At 72.2% G+C, this 15,208-nt stretch carries 10 protein-coding genes; 3 read left to right on the top strand and 7 right to left on the bottom strand.

The window, feature by feature from the left end; genetic code table 11:
- Positions 1-38: 38 nt before the first annotated feature.
- The 4 genes from JT362_RS27905 to JT362_RS27890 all read right to left on the bottom strand — a co-directional run bounded on the left by JT362_RS27905 (position 39) and on the right by JT362_RS27890 (position 5,351).
- Positions 39-1,325: a family 20 glycosylhydrolase gene (locus tag JT362_RS27905; protein WP_260194783.1), complete on the bottom strand. Its 1,287-nt coding sequence runs from the start codon at positions 1,323-1,325 to the stop codon at positions 39-41.
- A 27-nt stretch (positions 1,326-1,352) separates the two neighbouring features.
- Positions 1,353-2,585 (bottom strand): RNA polymerase sigma factor, encoded by a 1,233-nt coding sequence (locus JT362_RS27900; protein WP_260194782.1) that lies wholly within the window; start codon positions 2,583-2,585, stop codon positions 1,353-1,355.
- 1 nt (position 2,586) lies between these two features.
- The gene (locus JT362_RS27895; protein ID WP_260194781.1) at positions 2,587-2,937 is read right to left on the bottom strand and encodes a YciI family protein; all 351 of its coding nucleotides are present in this window, start codon (positions 2,935-2,937) and stop codon (positions 2,587-2,589) included.
- Positions 2,938-3,020: 83 nt separating this feature from the next.
- Positions 3,021-5,351 (bottom strand): OmpL47-type beta-barrel domain-containing protein, encoded by a 2,331-nt coding sequence (locus tag JT362_RS27890; protein ID WP_260194779.1) that lies wholly within the window; start codon positions 5,349-5,351, stop codon positions 3,021-3,023.
- A 116-nt stretch (positions 5,352-5,467) separates the two neighbouring features.
- On the opposite strand from JT362_RS27890, the gene JT362_RS27885 reads away from it, so the two are divergent.
- The gene (locus JT362_RS27885) at positions 5,468-6,745 is read left to right on the top strand and encodes a sulfatase family protein (RefSeq protein WP_260194776.1); all 1,278 of its coding nucleotides are present in this window, start codon (positions 5,468-5,470) and stop codon (positions 6,743-6,745) included.
- Position 6,746: 1 nt separating this feature from the next.
- Here the strand turns inward: JT362_RS27885 and JT362_RS27880 are convergent, their stop codons facing one another.
- The 3 genes from JT362_RS27880 to JT362_RS27870 all read right to left on the bottom strand — a co-directional run bounded on the left by JT362_RS27880 (position 6,747) and on the right by JT362_RS27870 (position 12,128).
- Positions 6,747-8,093 carry a DEAD/DEAH box helicase gene (locus JT362_RS27880; RefSeq protein WP_260194775.1) on the bottom strand — a complete coding sequence of 449 codons (1,347 nt, stop codon included), beginning with the start codon at positions 8,091-8,093 and terminating at the stop codon, positions 6,747-6,749.
- A gap of 245 nt (positions 8,094-8,338) precedes the next feature.
- Positions 8,339-9,859, bottom strand: coding sequence for a non-reducing end alpha-L-arabinofuranosidase family hydrolase (locus tag JT362_RS27875; protein WP_260194774.1), 1,521 nt, complete (start codon positions 9,857-9,859; stop codon positions 8,339-8,341).
- A gap of 358 nt (positions 9,860-10,217) precedes the next feature.
- Entirely contained in the window at positions 10,218-12,128 is a 1,911-nt protein-coding gene (locus JT362_RS27870; protein WP_260194773.1) for a flavin monoamine oxidase family protein, read from the bottom strand.
- 357 nt (positions 12,129-12,485) lie between these two features.
- Between JT362_RS27870 and JT362_RS27865 the strand changes: the two genes are divergently transcribed.
- Both JT362_RS27865 and JT362_RS27860 read left to right on the top strand, forming a co-directional pair.
- Positions 12,486-13,991 (top strand): alkaline phosphatase D family protein, encoded by a 1,506-nt coding sequence (locus JT362_RS27865; RefSeq protein ID WP_260194772.1) that lies wholly within the window; start codon positions 12,486-12,488, stop codon positions 13,989-13,991.
- Positions 13,992-14,001: 10 nt separating this feature from the next.
- Entirely contained in the window at positions 14,002-15,204 is a 1,203-nt protein-coding gene (locus JT362_RS27860) for a hypothetical protein (RefSeq protein WP_260194771.1), read from the top strand.
- Positions 15,205-15,208: the final 4 nt, after the last annotated feature.

Genomic DNA, 15,208 nt, shown 5'->3' with positions numbered 1-15,208 from the left:
TCGGCAGCGGCGCGGCGAGCCGGCGCGTGATCACGGGCTTACCAGGTCGCACGCGCGGTCACCCGCAACGGCTCGGCGATGCCCTCGGCGACCTGCTCCTCGGTCTCGGCGTCCGGGGTGTCGCACCACACGTGCAGCTTCGCCCCCAGCAGGGCGTCGTCCAGTTCGGGCGGCAGCACGTGCCCGCCGTCGAAGACCCCGGAGTGCCAGCCGTCCTGGCGGGGCCGCAGGTCGCCGAGGACGTAGTACAGCGCGGTGAAGCTGGAGTTGAACAGCTCGTGCCCGTCGGCGGCGAGCCGTGCCGGCGTCGGCCCCCGGTTGGACCAGTAGTCGATGGTCAGCGACTTGTCGAGCGGAACCGTGCCGTCGTCGGTCTTCACCTCGTCGTTCCAGATCACCGGCTGCCGGCCGCCCTGCCGGACCAGCTCCGCCGCCCAGTTGACGAACCCGTAGAACAGGTCCTTCGGCGTCGCGTCCGGCCCGTACCGCTCGCGGGCGGCCCGCGCCAGCTCCGGGTAGACGCCGTCGATCACGTACTCGTCCGCGCCCAGGTGCCACCACGGCCCGGGGAACAGCGGCAGGTACTCCGCGATCAGCCGCTCGGCCAGGTCCCAGGACTCGGCGTGCGCGAGGTTCGTGGCCGTGACGCCGTGCTTGTTGGTCAGCGCCAGGTGCGGCCGCCCGGCCAGCAACGCCCCCATGTGCCCCGGCATGTCGATCTCCGGCAGCACCGTCACCCGCCTGCGCCGCGCGAACTCGATCAGCTCGCGCACCTCCGCCTTCGAGTAGTGCACCGGGGACACCGCCTCCGGGCAGGTGTCGCTCTCCACCCGGAAGCCCTGGTCGTCGGACAGGTGCAGGTGCAGGTGGTTCAGGTTCAGGTCGGCCAGCTCCCGCACCCGGTCCCGCAGCCACCCGAGGCTGAAGTCCTTGCGCCCCACGTCGACCATCAGCCCCCGCACCGCCCGGCGCGGCCAGTCCCGCGCGGTGCCGGCCGCAAGCTCCCGCTCGCGCAGCATCGGCAGCACGGTCCGCGTCCCCCGGAACACCCCGGTCGCCGTGTCCGCCCGCACGGTGATCCACGAGCCGACGGTCAGCGTGTAGCCCTCGTCCCCGAGGTCCGTCGGCCCCAGCTCCAGCACCACGTCCCCGGGTTCCGGCTCCCCGGCGAGCACCTCGACCGGCCCGCCGACCACGGCCGCCAAGTCCTCGGCGAACAGCTCCGCGACCTCGTCGAGCGCCTCGGCTCCGACCAGCACCCTGGGCCGCTCGGGCCGCGTGTACCGCCCGGCCCCCGGCTCCCATTCCTTGACCTGCCGCACCATGATCCCCTTCCCCGAAAGCCCGGGATGCTACCGATCGAGCGCGTCGAGCCGTCGCCGGAGGTGGGCGCGTTCCGGCTCGGTACCGGCCAGCTCGATGGCCTCCCGGTAGGCCGACGCCGCCTCGCCGGACCGGCCGAGCCGCGCGAGCAGGTCCGCCCGGGCGGCCGGGTACGGGTGGTGGCCGCGCAGCCGGGGCTCGCCGGCCAGCTCGTCGAGCAGCGCGAGGCCGGCCGCCGGGCCGTCCCGCATCGCCACCGCGGCCGCCCGGTTCAGCGCCACGACCGGCGACGGCGCGAGCGCGAGCAGCACGTCGTAGAGCGCCACGACCTGCGGCCAGTCGGTGCTCGCGAGGTCCGCCGCCTCGGCGTGCAGCGCGGCGATCGCGGCCTGCACCCCGTAGGGCCCGGCCGGACCGCCGGTGAGCGCGGCGACCACCAGCTCCCGGCCCTCCTCGATCATCGTCCGGTCCCAGCGGCCGCGGTCCTGGTCCGCCAGCAGCACCAGGTCGCCGTCCGGCCCGGTCCGCGCGTTCCGGCGGGCGTGCGTGAGCAGCATCAGCGCGAGCAGGCCGGTGACCTCGCGTTCGGCCGGCAGCAGCCGGTGCAGGATCCTGGCCAGCCGGACGGCCTCCTCGGCGAGGTCGAGCCGCTGCAGGTCCGGGCCGGAGCTGGCCGCGTAGCCCTCGGTGAAGATCGAGTAGACGGCCTGGAGCACGCCGGGCAGCCGCTCCGGCAGCTCGTCCGGCTCGGGGGCGCGGAACGGGATGCGTGCCTCGCGGATCTTCTTCTTCACCCGCACGATCCGCTTGGCCATCGTCGCGGTCGGCACCAGGAACGCCCGCGCGATCTCCGCCGTGGTCAGTCCGCCCAGACAGCGCAGCATCAGCGCGGCGTGGTCCGCGGCCGGCAGGGCCGGGTGGGCGCAGGTGAAGAACAGCTGCAGCCGCTCGTCCGGCAGTTCGTCGCCGGTGACCGGCTCGGGGTTCGCCCGGTCCGCCTCCACCTGGAGGACGGCGAGCCGGGCCGCGTAGGTCCGGTCCCGCCGTAGCCGGTCGACCGCCCGGCGCCGGGCGGTCGTCATCAGCCAGGCACCCGGCCGCGGCGGGACTCCGTCGACCGGCCAGCGCGCCAGCGCCGCCTCGATCGCCTCGGAGGTGACCTCCTCGGCCAGGTCGAGGTCGCCGAACCGCCGGGCGAGGGCGGCGAGCAGCCGCCCCCGCTCCTCGCGGAACACGGCCGCCACCGACGCCCCCACGTCCACGTCAGGCCCCGAAGTCGGCGACCGGCCGCACCACGATCGACCCGCTGCCGCGCGCCCCCGGGCACCGCGCCGCCCAGTCCAGCGCGACGTCCAGGTCCGGCACGTCGATGACGTAGAACCCGCCGAGCACCTCCCGGGTCTCGGCGAACGGCCCGTCGGTCACCGTCCGCCGCCCGTCCGCGTCGACCCGCACCGTGGTCGCGGTGACCAGGTCGGCGAGTGATTCGCCGGAGACCAGGATGCCGGCGTCGCGCACCTGCTTGTCGTAGACCATCCAGTCCTCCGGCGTGCAGTCCGCGGCCCCACCCTGCTCGTCCACGGCGCCGGCGTTGATCAACAGCATGTACTTCATGTCGGTGTCCTTGTCGTTCGTCGTCCTCGTACAGCATGACTACGAACGGGACCGGCGAGGATGGACACCCACGAGAAGAAAATTCAGCGCCGCGGCCGGGCCAGCACCGGCCGGGCAACCTCGGTCCGGTTGCCGGCCCCGTCGACGGCGACGGCCCGGACGCGGTGCAGGCCCGGCCGGGACAGCGGCACCGGGCCGGTGTAGTCGGTCCACGGGCCCCGGTCGATCCGGTACCGCACCCGCCGCATGCCCGACCCGCCGGTGTCCGCCACCTCGACGGCCACCGACGGCAGCCGCCGGCCCGGGGTGTCGACCAGCTCGATCGACACCGTCGGCCGGGACCGGTCGTAGGCCGGCGGCCGCCAGTGGAACACCTGCTCGTCCCGGGCGAGGGCCAGCGTCCCGTCCGGGAGCACGGTGAACAGCCCGTAGCCGGTCAGGCCAAGGTCCTCGACCGCACCGGTGTCGGTCCAGACCCGCCACAGCCGGTTCGCGGACTTCGCGTAGAGCAGGGGCGCGTCCGGCGCCTCGCGCAGGATCGCCACCGAGTTCGGGAAGGTACGGCCACCGCCGAGCGTGTCGCCGAGCCGGATGGTCCGCAGCGCCGAGCCGTCGACCGGGTCGATCTCGGCGAGCGTGGTGTCGCCGAGAACCCACAGCCGGCCGCCCCGGTCGGCCACGACGGCGACGTACCCGGTGGCGCCGGGCACCGGCCGGGACCGCCACAGCACCCGGTCGGCGACCGGGTCGTAGGCGTACACGTCACCCTCGGTGAGCGGGGGCTCGGGCGCCCCGGACCCGCCCTGGATCCAGGTGCCGCCGTACACCACGTCCCCGATCACGGCGAGGTCGCAGGTGGTCAGCTCGCCGAGGCCGGCACTCCGGACGCTGCTCTCCCCGCTGCCGGTGTGGTGCACCACCAGCGCCCCGCCGAACAGCGGGCCACGCGGACCGGTCGCCGCGACGACGCGGTCGCCGACCCTGGCGATCGCGAAGACGCGGTCCTGCGGGTCCACGGCGTCGTGCAGGTCCCAGACCTTCGCCGGGTTCTCCGCCGCTCCCGGCGGGCCGGGGGAGTACTCCGGGCTGTTCCACGGCAGGTCCGGGTCGTACCGGTACCCGCGGGCGTCGGGGTAGGCGCCGATCCAGACCGACTCGCCGTCGTCGAGCAGGGACTCGGTCTGTGAGAAGCGGTGGAACTCGACGCTCGCGTCCGCGGGATCCACCCTGGCGAGGCCGGCGAGGAAGCCGCCGGCCAGGATCGTGCCGTCCCGCGCGGTGGTCAGCGAGAGCACGTCGGCCGGTTCACCGGGGACGGTCGAGCCCTCGGTGACCGAGTGCCGCCCGGTGCTCGGGTTGTACCGCCACACCTCGCCGCGCCAGAACCAGCCGGTGAGCGTCCGGCCCGGCCACTCCGGGTCGTCCAGCTCGACCCACCCGACGCCTCGGTAGTTCCACACCCGGCCCGGGTACACCAGCCCGGTGCCGGTCACCTGCCCGGTCGCCGGGTTCCAGGCGGTCAGCTCGTTGTCGTGCATGACGTAGACCTCGCCGTCCTGGCCGGGCGGCGGCAGCTGCAGGCCGGCGACGTTCGCCAGCTCGGCGGTCCAGGTCTCGGTGGCCGGGTCGAGGACGTACAGCGTCGAGTGCTTGATGTCCGCGCCGATGCGCGCGTAGAGCCGGTCGCCCGCGACGTTGACCTCCCAGACCGACAGCCCGGGGTCGCCCGGCTCGATGCCCGCCGGCAGCGGCAGCTCCCGAAGGTCCCCGGTGTCCGGGTCCAGCCGCACGAGGTGGACGCCGCGCTCGGTGCCGACGTACAGCGCGTCGCCGAACACCGCGATCGTCCTGGCGTACTTCGTGCCCGTGGCGACCGGGCCGTAGTCGCGCACGTCGCCGGTGCGCACGTCGTACGAGAAGACCCTCGTCCCCGGGTAGGTGCCGCCGTAGAGCCGGGCGTCCGGACCCGAGGCGAGCGCGAACAGGAACGTCTCGCCGGCCAGCGGCGCCCCGAGGTCCTCGACCGTGCCGGCCCACGGATCAACCCGGTACAGGTGGCTGTTGGAGTACGTGCCGACGTACACGAGCCCGTCCTGGCCGACCGCGGTCGCGTAGGAGCCACCGGCGCCCGGCAGCGGTTCGCTGAACAGCAGCTCGCCCGTGCGCGCGTTCACCGTGGACACCTTGGCCGGGGCGCCCGTGGTCACACCGCAGAGCAGCGGTACGCCGTCCGCTCCGGTCAGCACCTGGGCGCCGATCAGGTTGACGTCGGTGATCGGGACGGCGAGCGGTTCCGGCTCGCCAGTGGCGTCGCGGCGAGCCGGGAACGCGTGGGCGACCGGGGCGGCCAGACCGGCCACACCGGCGACCGGAGGCACCAGGGCCGCCGCGAGCAGGGTTCGCCGTCGCATCATCGGTGCCTCCTTTGATTGAATAACGGTCAGTACCGTAATAGGACAGTGACGACGATTACAAGGGTCACCATCCATTACGACCCGATCCGAAACCCGGCGAGCGAAAGGTGCCCGCGGTGCGACCCAACATCGTCCTGCTGCACGGCCACGACTTCGGGCGCTGGCTCCCCGCCTACGGCATGCCGTCGGTCCCGGCCCCCGCGCTGACCCGGTTCGCCCACGACTCGACCGTGTTCGACGCCGCGCACGCCACCGCGCCGCTGTGCACGCCGGCCCGCGGCTCGCTGTTCACCGGGTTGTCCCCGCACCGCCACGGCCTGCTGGGGCTCACCCACCACGGCTGGCGGTACCGGCCGGGCGTCACCACGCTGCCGGAGCTGCTGCGCCCGCTCGGCTACCGCACGGCCCTGGTCGGCCTGCAGCACGAGGACCACGACCCGACCGTCCTCGGCTTCGACGAGGTGCACGGGCTGGGGTTCCTGCCCAGGGCGCTGCCGGTCGCCGACGAGGCCGTGCGCTGGCTGCGCGGCAGGCCCGGCGAGCCGTTCCTGCTGACCGTCGGCATGTGGGAGGCACACCGCCCCTGGCCGGCCGAGGACTACCGGCACGCCGACCCGGAACGCGTCGACGTCCCCGGCTACCTGCCGGACAACGCGCACACCAGGGCCGACATCGCCGCGTTCCACGGCGCCCTCCGCCAACTCGACGAGGCGATGGGCCGCGTACTCGCCGCCGTCGACCGGTACACCGACCCGGCGAACACCATGGTGATCGTCACCACCGACCACGGCGCCGCGTTCCCCGGCGCCAAGGGAACCCTGTACGAGCCGGGCACCGGCGTCGCCCTGATGATCCGACCACCCCGCTCGTGGCGCGGCGCCCCCAGCCGGTACCCGGGCCTGGTCTCCCACCTCGACATCGCGCCGACCCTGCTGGCGGCCGCCGGGGCAGCGCCACCCGACGAACTGGAAGGGGAGTCCCTACTGCCCGCCCTGACCGGCGCGCCGCCCACCGACCGGCTCCTGGTCACCCAGAAGACCTTCCACGACGGCTACGACCCCATCCGCGCCGTCCGGGACGGCCGCCACGCCTACATCCGCAACATCGAACCCGGCCCCCGACTACGCCTGTCCCGCGACCTGGCCGAGAGCCAGACCCGGCTCGGCATGGGCGACGACCACCTCGCTCCCCGGCCGGCCGAGGAGCTCTACGACCTCGCCGCCGACCCGTGGGAGCGGGTGAACCTGGCCGAGGACCCCGGCCACGCGGAGGTGCGCGCCGCGCTGTCGGCCCACCTGGACGAGTGGATGCGAGCCACCGGCGACCCGCTCCGGCACGGCGTCGTGCCGGAGCCGGCCCCAGCGGTCCGCCAGGGCGCCCCCGGAGCCGAGTGACTCAGCGGCGCCGGCCGGCCCGGGTGCCCGCCGAGAACGCGGCCATCCCGGTGCGCTTGGCCGGCTCGGTGCCCTGGTTCGCCTGCTGGCCGCGGGTGCGCGACGACGTCGCCGATTTACCCGCCGATCGACCCGCCGGCTTGCGGCCGTTCTGCTTCTTGCGCGGGTTCGAGCTGGTGCTCGGCGCCGGCCGCGTGGGCGGGGCCACGAAGGTGCGCTCGCCCGGCGCCAGCGTGCTGAGCAGCGGGTGTCCGGGACGCAGGCGGGTGGTGGTGGCGGTGATGCCCGCCTTGCGGGTGAGGTCGCGGACGTCGGTGACCTGGGCGTCGGTCATCAGCGTCACCACGGTGCCGGATGCCCCGGCCCGGGCGGTGCGACCCGAGCGGTGCAGGTAGGCCTTGTGCTCCATCGGCGGGTCGGCGTGGATCACGAGCGCGACGTCGTCGACGTGGATGCCGCGGGCGGCGATGTCGGTGGCCACCAGGGTCGGCGCGGTGCCCTCGGCGAAGGCGGTCAGGTTGCGGGTGCGCGCCGACTGGCCGAGGTTGCCGTGCAGTTCGACGGCGGGCACCCCCTCCGCGACGAGTTGCCGGGTCAGCTTCGTGGCGCCCCGCTTGGTGCGGGTGAACACGAGCGTCCGGCCGGGCGCCGCGGTCAGGTCGACCAGTACCGGGAGCCGGGCCGCCGGCTGGACGTGCAGCACGTGGTGGGCCATCGCCGAGACCGGCGAGGACGGCGGGTCGACGCTGTGCGTGACCGGGTCGCGCAGGAACCGGCGGACCAGCACGTCGACCCCGGCGTCGAGGGTGGCCGAGAAGAGCAGCCGCTGACCGTCGCGCGGGGTCTGGTCGAGCAGCTTGGTGACCGCGGGCAGGAAGCCGAGGTCGGCCATGTGGTCGGCCTCGTCGAGCACGGTGATCTCGACGCCGTCGAGCCGTGCGTGCCCGGAGGCGATGTGGTCGGCGAGCCGGCCGGGGCAGGCGATGAGCACGTCGACACCCGCGCGCAGGCCGGAGACCTGCGGTCCGGGGCGCACCCCGCCGTAGACGGTCATCGTGCGCAGCGACAGGGCCTTGGCCAGCGGCGCCACCGTCGCCTCGATCTGGTCGGCCAGCTCACGGGTGGGCGCCAGGATCAACGCACGCGGCCGTCCCGGTCGCCGCTGCCGCTTGTCGGCGGCCAGCCGGGCGAGCACCGGCAGCGCGAACGCGTAGGTCTTGCCGGAGCCGGTCCGGCCGCGACCGAGCAGGTCGCGACCGGCCAGCGAGTCCGGCAGCGTCGCCGCCTGGATCGGGAACGGGCTGGTGATGCCCTGCGCGGTGAGCGCGGTCACCAACCCGGCGGGCACACCAAGCCCGGCGAAGGTGGGTGCGTGGTCGGATGTGGAAGGAACAGCGTTGAGAGGGCGGCGAGCCGCCATGTGGTACTCCGAAACGTAGGGGGGTCGTCCTGCCCGGCGCGAACCGATCCGGTCGCGGCGCGTGGAGGTCGACGAGAAACGCGGCCCGAGGCAGAACTGAGCGGGCCGCCGTCACCCCCACGGTACACCGACGCGCCGGGAGCGTCCGGTCCACCTGTTCCGGAGGCGGTGGATCAGCAGGTCGAGTTCGTCTGGGTGAGCAGGCCCATGCGCCACGGAAGCTGGGAGTACTCGCCGCCGGCCGAGGGGTCCATGCCCTGGTAGAGGAACCGCAACCGGCAGGGGTCGATCGTGAGGGTCTGGTCGTTGCCCGAGCGGATCAGCTCGCCGTGGCTGATGTCCCGGGTCCAGGCCCCGCTGGGGAAGGTGACGTTGTTGGACCTGGCGAACGGGTTGGACTCGGTCGCGGCCAGCGGGGTCCACTGGCCGTCGATCCGGTCCGAGGTGAACGACCGGTACCAGCGGCGGCCGTCGGACCCGATCGCCTCCTGGAGGAGCAGGTACTCGTCGGTGTTCCCGACCTTGTAGACGGCGCTGCCCTCGAACAGGTTGTTCGGCGTGTCCTGCAGCGCGATCCGGGTGTTGCCGAACCCGTTGGGGAAGTTGGCCGTGCTGGTCTGGCTGCGGTAGATGTGGCCGTTGTCGTCGCTGGAGAACAGGTAGCAGTTGGCCGGGTCGCAGATGATCCAGAAGTCCAGCCAGTGCCCGTTGCCGATGTTGTCCTCGACGATGTCCGGCATCGCGGACATGAAGTTGCGCGGCGTGGACCACGACCTCGGGTCGCTGGGGTCGCTGCTGACCGAGTAGGACGGCAGCCCGGTCTGGTAGACCAGGTACCACAGGTTCTGCGGCGCGAAGTAGAACAGGTGCGGGGCGGCCCGGTAGCCGGTTCCGACGCCCGACGAGGTGTCGAGGAAGGTGTGCTGTGCGTTCGCCGCCTGCGGCCAGTCCGGGAACGCGAAGTGCACCAGGTTCCAGCCACCGGACCGGCTGGCGGTGGTGGCGTAGACCTGCCACTGGTTGTTGTGGCGCACCACGGTGTAGTCCTTGATGGCGACGATGTCGTGGCTCGCGTCCGACCTCGGGCCCGCCAGCACGCCGCTGGAGCTCCACTGGAAGTTCGACGGCAGCGCCGAGTCCGGCGGCTGGGTGTCGCCGCCGACCCGGACGAGTCGCCACTGTTGGTTGGCACCGCCCCAGTCGGTGTACTGGACGACGTCGGCGCCGTCGGTGGTGGCGGCCCCCCGCACTTCGAGTGCCTTGCCGCTGTGCCGGTTGATCAGTCGGACGTGGCCGTTGTCCGAGTCGGCGAGCCGGAACTGTTGGTTCGCCCCGTTCAGGTCCGTCCACTGGACGATGTCGGCGCCGTCGGCGGTGGACCAGTTGTAGACGTCGAGGACCTTGTTCGAGTGCCGGGACCGGAGGCGATAGTAGCCGTCGCCGGAGTCGACGAACCGCCACTGTTGCTGGGCGCCGTCGTTGCGGGCCCACTGGGTGATCCGGGCGCCGTCGTTCGTGGCCAGGTTGTGGACGTCGAGTGCCTTGCCGCTGTTGCGGTTCACCAGCACGTACCAGGCCTCGGTGTCGACGGTGGCGGCCGAACTCGGCGTCGCACCGAGCACGACCATGACTCCGCTCAACAGTGCGGTGACGACGAAGCGCACGAACAGTGGGGAGCCGCCTAGCCCGGACATGGCCTTCTCCTGCCATATGTTAGCGCTAACATTCTCCGTTAAAGGTCCACAATCGACGAAATCATGGGACGTTTCCCGATCTCTACAACACGTGCGAACAATTGCAGAGGGCGTTCTACAGGCGACTGTGAGCGATAACACTCCGGTAGTCAAGATGTGACCCGGTTTTTCGGAGAACTTTCGCCCGCCACCGACGGTGCCGCGCGCTTCCCAGGTCCACGGGCGGTCGGTGACGGCTTCTCGGGGTACGCGTCCAGCCGGGCTCGACGCCGTGTGCCCGGGGTCGTCGGGGACGGCCACCACCGGCTCGTGGCCGCCCCCGCTCAGTCGGAACAGTGGGCTACATAGTCGAGACCGGTCAGTCGGCCGTGTTCACCTCCAGCGCGACCCGGACCGCGGACTCCAGCGCCCCCTCGATCCACGAGTGCTTGAGCGAGGTGTGCTCGCCGGCGAAGTGCACCGGGCCCTCCGCGGTCGTGATCGACGGGTGCAACTCGGTGAACTGCCTCGGCGTGAACACGGCCGCCTCGCCGAGCGCGTACCGGTTGCGCAGCCAGCTCTGGGTGTGTCCCCGGCCGGTGTAGAACGCCTCGATCCGCTTGCCGTACACCGACTGCATGCCGCGCAGGGCGTAGGCGTAGCGCTCGTCGTCGTACAGCGAGTCCCACCGGGAGGCGTCCGCCGCCCAGCTGTAGCTCGCCAGTACGACCCCGCCGTCGCTGCCCGGCACCGGATGCGACGGGAAGTACATGAAGCGGTTCGGGTTGTCGGTGACCGAGCCGCCGCCGACCGTCTCCGCCGCCGGCTTCTTGTCCAGCGCCAGGTAGTGCTGGTAGAGCCCCGGCTTGATCGCCTCCAACTCGCGCCGCCAGTCGTCCTCGTCGAACTCCCACCACCGCTTGGTGAACTCGAGCAGCACCTTGGTCGCGGAGTCGTAGTGCAGCTCGATCACCGCGCGCCGCTTGCCGTAGGAGAACAGCGGGGTGACCTCGACGTGCCGCAGCGCGGTGAACGGCACGGTCACGACCGCGACGTCCGCGGTGAAGATCTCGGTCTCGCCCGGCGTGCCGGACACCGCGTCGGTGCCGCCGGACTCGCTCACCGTCTCGACCCACACCCGGGGACCGTCCCGGCGTACGTGCGGTGACTCGCCGTCCCGTTCCGGCGTCCAGTAGTCGAGGCGGGTCATCCGCCGGTTCATCCGGAGGTCGTCGCCCAGCTCGTCGACCAGCGCGTACGGCAGCCGGGCCGTGCCGCCCTCGATCTCCCAGTAGGTCGCCCGGCTGTCGACCAGGCTGCGGGTGAGGAAGCTGTGGATGAACGACAGCGGCGACCGCGAGGTGAGGTTCTCCAGAGTGCCGATCGCGTCCACGGTCCGCTCGTCCAGTCCGAGGTGACCGGTGAGGAAGCTGCCCATCGAGTGGTGGTCGAAGTCGTAGATGACCCTGGCCCAGCCCTCCAACCACTCCGCCATCGGCTTGTTGACCCGCCCGTCCGGCGTGCTCGTGGAGTAGTAGTCCCGCACCGGGTCGAGCGCCGCGTCGAGCAGCGCGCCGGCCGACGCGAGCGCCTGGTCGCCCGGAATCCCGAAGCCCCGGTTGATCGGCTCCGGGTCGCGCGCGTACTCGGCCCGCCGCACCTGTTGCCCGTTGGTGTCGATCCAGGTCCGCAGCGCCTGCTCCGGCGCCCGGAAGTCCGGCCGGTCCGGACCGTTGCGCCACTCCTCGCCGGTGAAGGACCGGTACACCACCGGCGGCACGCTGCCGGTGCTTCCGGTGCCCGGCTTGACGTCCACGTTGTAGAACAGCCGACGACGCAACCCCAGCCGGTCGATCAGCGCGAGCGTCATCGGGTGGAAGTCCGGCAGCCGCATCGCGCCCGCCTCCGCGTACTGCGCCGGATCCGTGAACGGCGTCGTGCTGTTCCCCGGCCCGCGCCGGAACGTCTTGATCCGCCCGCCGATCCGGTTCCCGTTGGCCTCGACGACGGTGACCCGGTGCCCGGCCCGCTTGAGCAGCAACGCCGACACCAGGCCGGCGATCCCCGCGCCGACCACGAGAACGTCCTTGGGTCGGGACGTCTTCGGCAGTCCGTTGTCGATCAGGATCTTGAGGTACTGGAGTTTGAGGTCCTCCCCGTCCGGCCCGACCAGGAGCAGCTCCCGCGCCAACCGCTGGCACGTCCGCCATCGCTCGTCGTCGCGTTCCGCGGTCCCGGTCCGGCCCGGCAGGCGAACGGGCGCGGCCGCCGCGATCCCCGGCGCCAACACCGACCCGGCCACCGGACTGGCCGCGACGAGACCCGCCGCCGTCAGAAACGACCGTCTACCAAGACCACCGTGTTCCCGTGATACGTCCATACCCTCAGATAGAAGCGATCCGCTCGCGGCGACGCGATACCCGCGCAGTCGAACTACCTGCGAGAACACCTCGTTCACTCCCGAGTGGAGCGGCTGCCCGCGAACACCTCACCCGCGGTACACGCGGCTCCTCCCAAAGAATCATGACCGACACGTCCGACGGGTACGGCGTTCGGAGCAGTCGTCTGCCGCCGTTGAGCTTCAATCTGTCGGTGATTTTCCCAGATGTTTCCGTTCGTGCGCGGAAGTGCCGTACACATCTTTGCTATGCCCCTGCGCAGAAGAACGTTCCTCCTGGGCGGGCTCGCCGGAGCCGGCACGGGGCTGGCGGTGTTCAGCTCCGCGCCCGCGGCGGCCGCGTCCTACCCCTTCACCCTCGGCGTCGCGTCCGGCGAACCCAGCGCGGACGGTTTCGTGCTGTGGACCCGGCTCGCGCCCCGGCCGCTCGACCAGGACGGCTTCGGCGGCATGCCGGACGCCCCGGTCACCGTCGAGTGGCAGGTGGCCGCCGACGAACACTTCCAGAACGTGGTCGCCGACGGATCGGTGTCCGCCGTCCGCGCGGCGGCACACAGCGTCCACGTCGAACTCGACGGTCTTCCGCCGGGACGCGAGTTCTGGTACCGATTCCGCGCCGACGGGCACATCTCCCAGGCCGGCCGCACCCGCACCGCGCCGGCGGTCGGTACCAGTCCAGCGCTGACCATGCTGTTCGCGTCGTGCGCGAACTACCCCTCCGGCTACTACACCGCCTACCGCCGGATGGCCGAGGAACACCCCGACCTGATCCTGCACCTCGGCGACTACATCTACGAGGGCGGCGGCGCCGACGTCCGCGCGCACACGCCCAGCAGGGAGATCACCAGCCTCGCCGACTACCGCGTGCGTCACGCCCAGTACCGCGCCGACGTCGACCTCCAGGCCGCCCACCACGTCGCTCCCTGGGTACTGGTCTGGGACGACCACGAGGTGGAGAACAACTACGCGAACCTGGTGCGCGACAACGACTCCCCGGCCGGCGACTTCCGCGCCAGGCGCGCGGCGGCCTACCGCGCCTACTACGAGCACATGCCGCTGCGCGCGGCGCAGGCCCCGTCCGGCGAGAACCTCCAGCTCTACCGCAGGCTGCGATGGGGGAGCCTGGCCACCTTCCACATGCTCGACACCCGCCAGTACCGCTCCGACCAGGCCTGCGGCGACGGCTGGAAGGACTGCGCCGAGGCCGACGACCCGTCGCGCACGCTCACCGGCAGCGCCCAGGAGTCGTGGTTGCTCGACGGACTCGGTCAGCGCCTGGCCACCTGGGACCTCATCGGCCAGCAGGTGTTCTTCGCCCAGCGCCTGTCCGGGGCGGGCAACCGCAGCATGGACGGCTGGGACGGCTACCGCCCCAACCGCACCCGGATCCAGGACGCCTGGCAGGCGAGCGGGAACACCAGCACCGTCGTGCTGACCGGCGACGTCCACCGGCACTGGGCGGGCAACCTGATGAACGACTACGACGCCCAGGACAAGGTGATCGGCACCGAGTTGGTCACCACGTCCGTGTCCTCCGGCGGCGACGGCAACCCGGCCGACGACGACACGTCGAGCGTCAACCCGCACCTGAAGTACAACAAGAACCTGCGCGGCTACGTCCGCACCGTGACCAGGCCGACGGAGATGGCCGTCGACTTCCGCGTGGTCGACCGGGTCAGCGTGCGCGACGAGCCGGTCCGGACCGAGCGGAGCTACCTGATCCAGGCCGGGGCTCCCGGCCTGCAGAACCCCTGAACGGGATGCCATGAGACGCACACTCGCCATCACCGTGGCACTGGCCGGGTCGCTCTGCCTGTTCGCCGCCCCCGCCGCCGCCGACGGCACCCTCACCTGGGCCACCGTCAACAGCACCACCACCGGTGACCAGGACAACCCGTCCGTCGCCACCTCCCGTGACGGCTACACGGCCGTCGTCTGGGAGGACGACCGCGACACCACGAACCCCACCGACACCGCCCACACCGAGGTCTACCTACGCCTCTACCACGACGGCGCCTCGCTCTTCGAACGCAAGGTCAGCACCGGCGGCTCCGGCGACTGGCGCCACATCCAGCCCGACGTCGCCGTCCGCCCCGGCGGCGACACGGTGGTGGTGTGGTCCGACGACCAGGACGGCAACGGCTACTACCAGGTCCGCGTGCGCACCTTCGACGCCGCCGGCACCCTGACCGGCACCGCCACCGCGAACGCCGACGCCAGCGGCCAGCAGGTCAACCCCGAGGTAGCGGTCGACCCGGACGGTTCCGCGTTCGCGGTCGTCTTCGAGGACGACCAGACCGACACCGCCCCGACGGTACGGTTGTCCGGCTACACCTCGATCACCTCGAAGCGCTACGAACGCCAGGTCCACGCGAACGGCGGCACCAACCGCCACGCCGACGTGGCGATGGGCGCCCCCGGTAACGCGATCGTGGTGTGGGACGAGGACATGGACGGCAACGGCTACTACAACGTCGGCCTGGCGAGCTTCACCCCGAGCGGCGCCGTGAAGCTCGCCAAACGCCTGGCCAACGAGGCCACCGGCGGCCAACAACGCAACGCCACCGTGGCCGCCAACTTCAACGGAGACTTCGTGGCGGGTTGGGTGACCGACCACAGTGGAACCGACCAGGTCGGCGTCCGCTCCTTCACCGCGACCGGTGCGGCCCCCGCGGAAGCCTTCCTCCCCGGCGGCGACCCCCAGGTAGGCCTCGACGACCAGCGCCACGCCGTGGCCTACTGGCACCAGAACGGCGACGTGTACGTCCAGGGCCTCAACCCGGACGGCACCACCTACGACCGCCAGCCGAGAATCCGCGCCAACGAGACGGCCGCCGGCACCCAGACCCACCCCGCGTTGGCCGTGGACCCCTACGGCCGCATCACCATGACCCACAGCGACGACGCGGACGGCGACGGCTTCGAGGAGGTCGTCATCGGCACCGGCCTCACCAACAGCACCTGGTAGCCGC

Origin of the sequence: Actinophytocola gossypii (assembly GCF_025165815.1) — a bacterium.
GTDB classification, from domain to species: domain Bacteria; phylum Actinomycetota; class Actinomycetes; order Mycobacteriales; family Pseudonocardiaceae; genus Actinophytocola; species Actinophytocola gossypii.
This window is presented reverse-complemented; position numbering and strand designations above follow the sequence as displayed.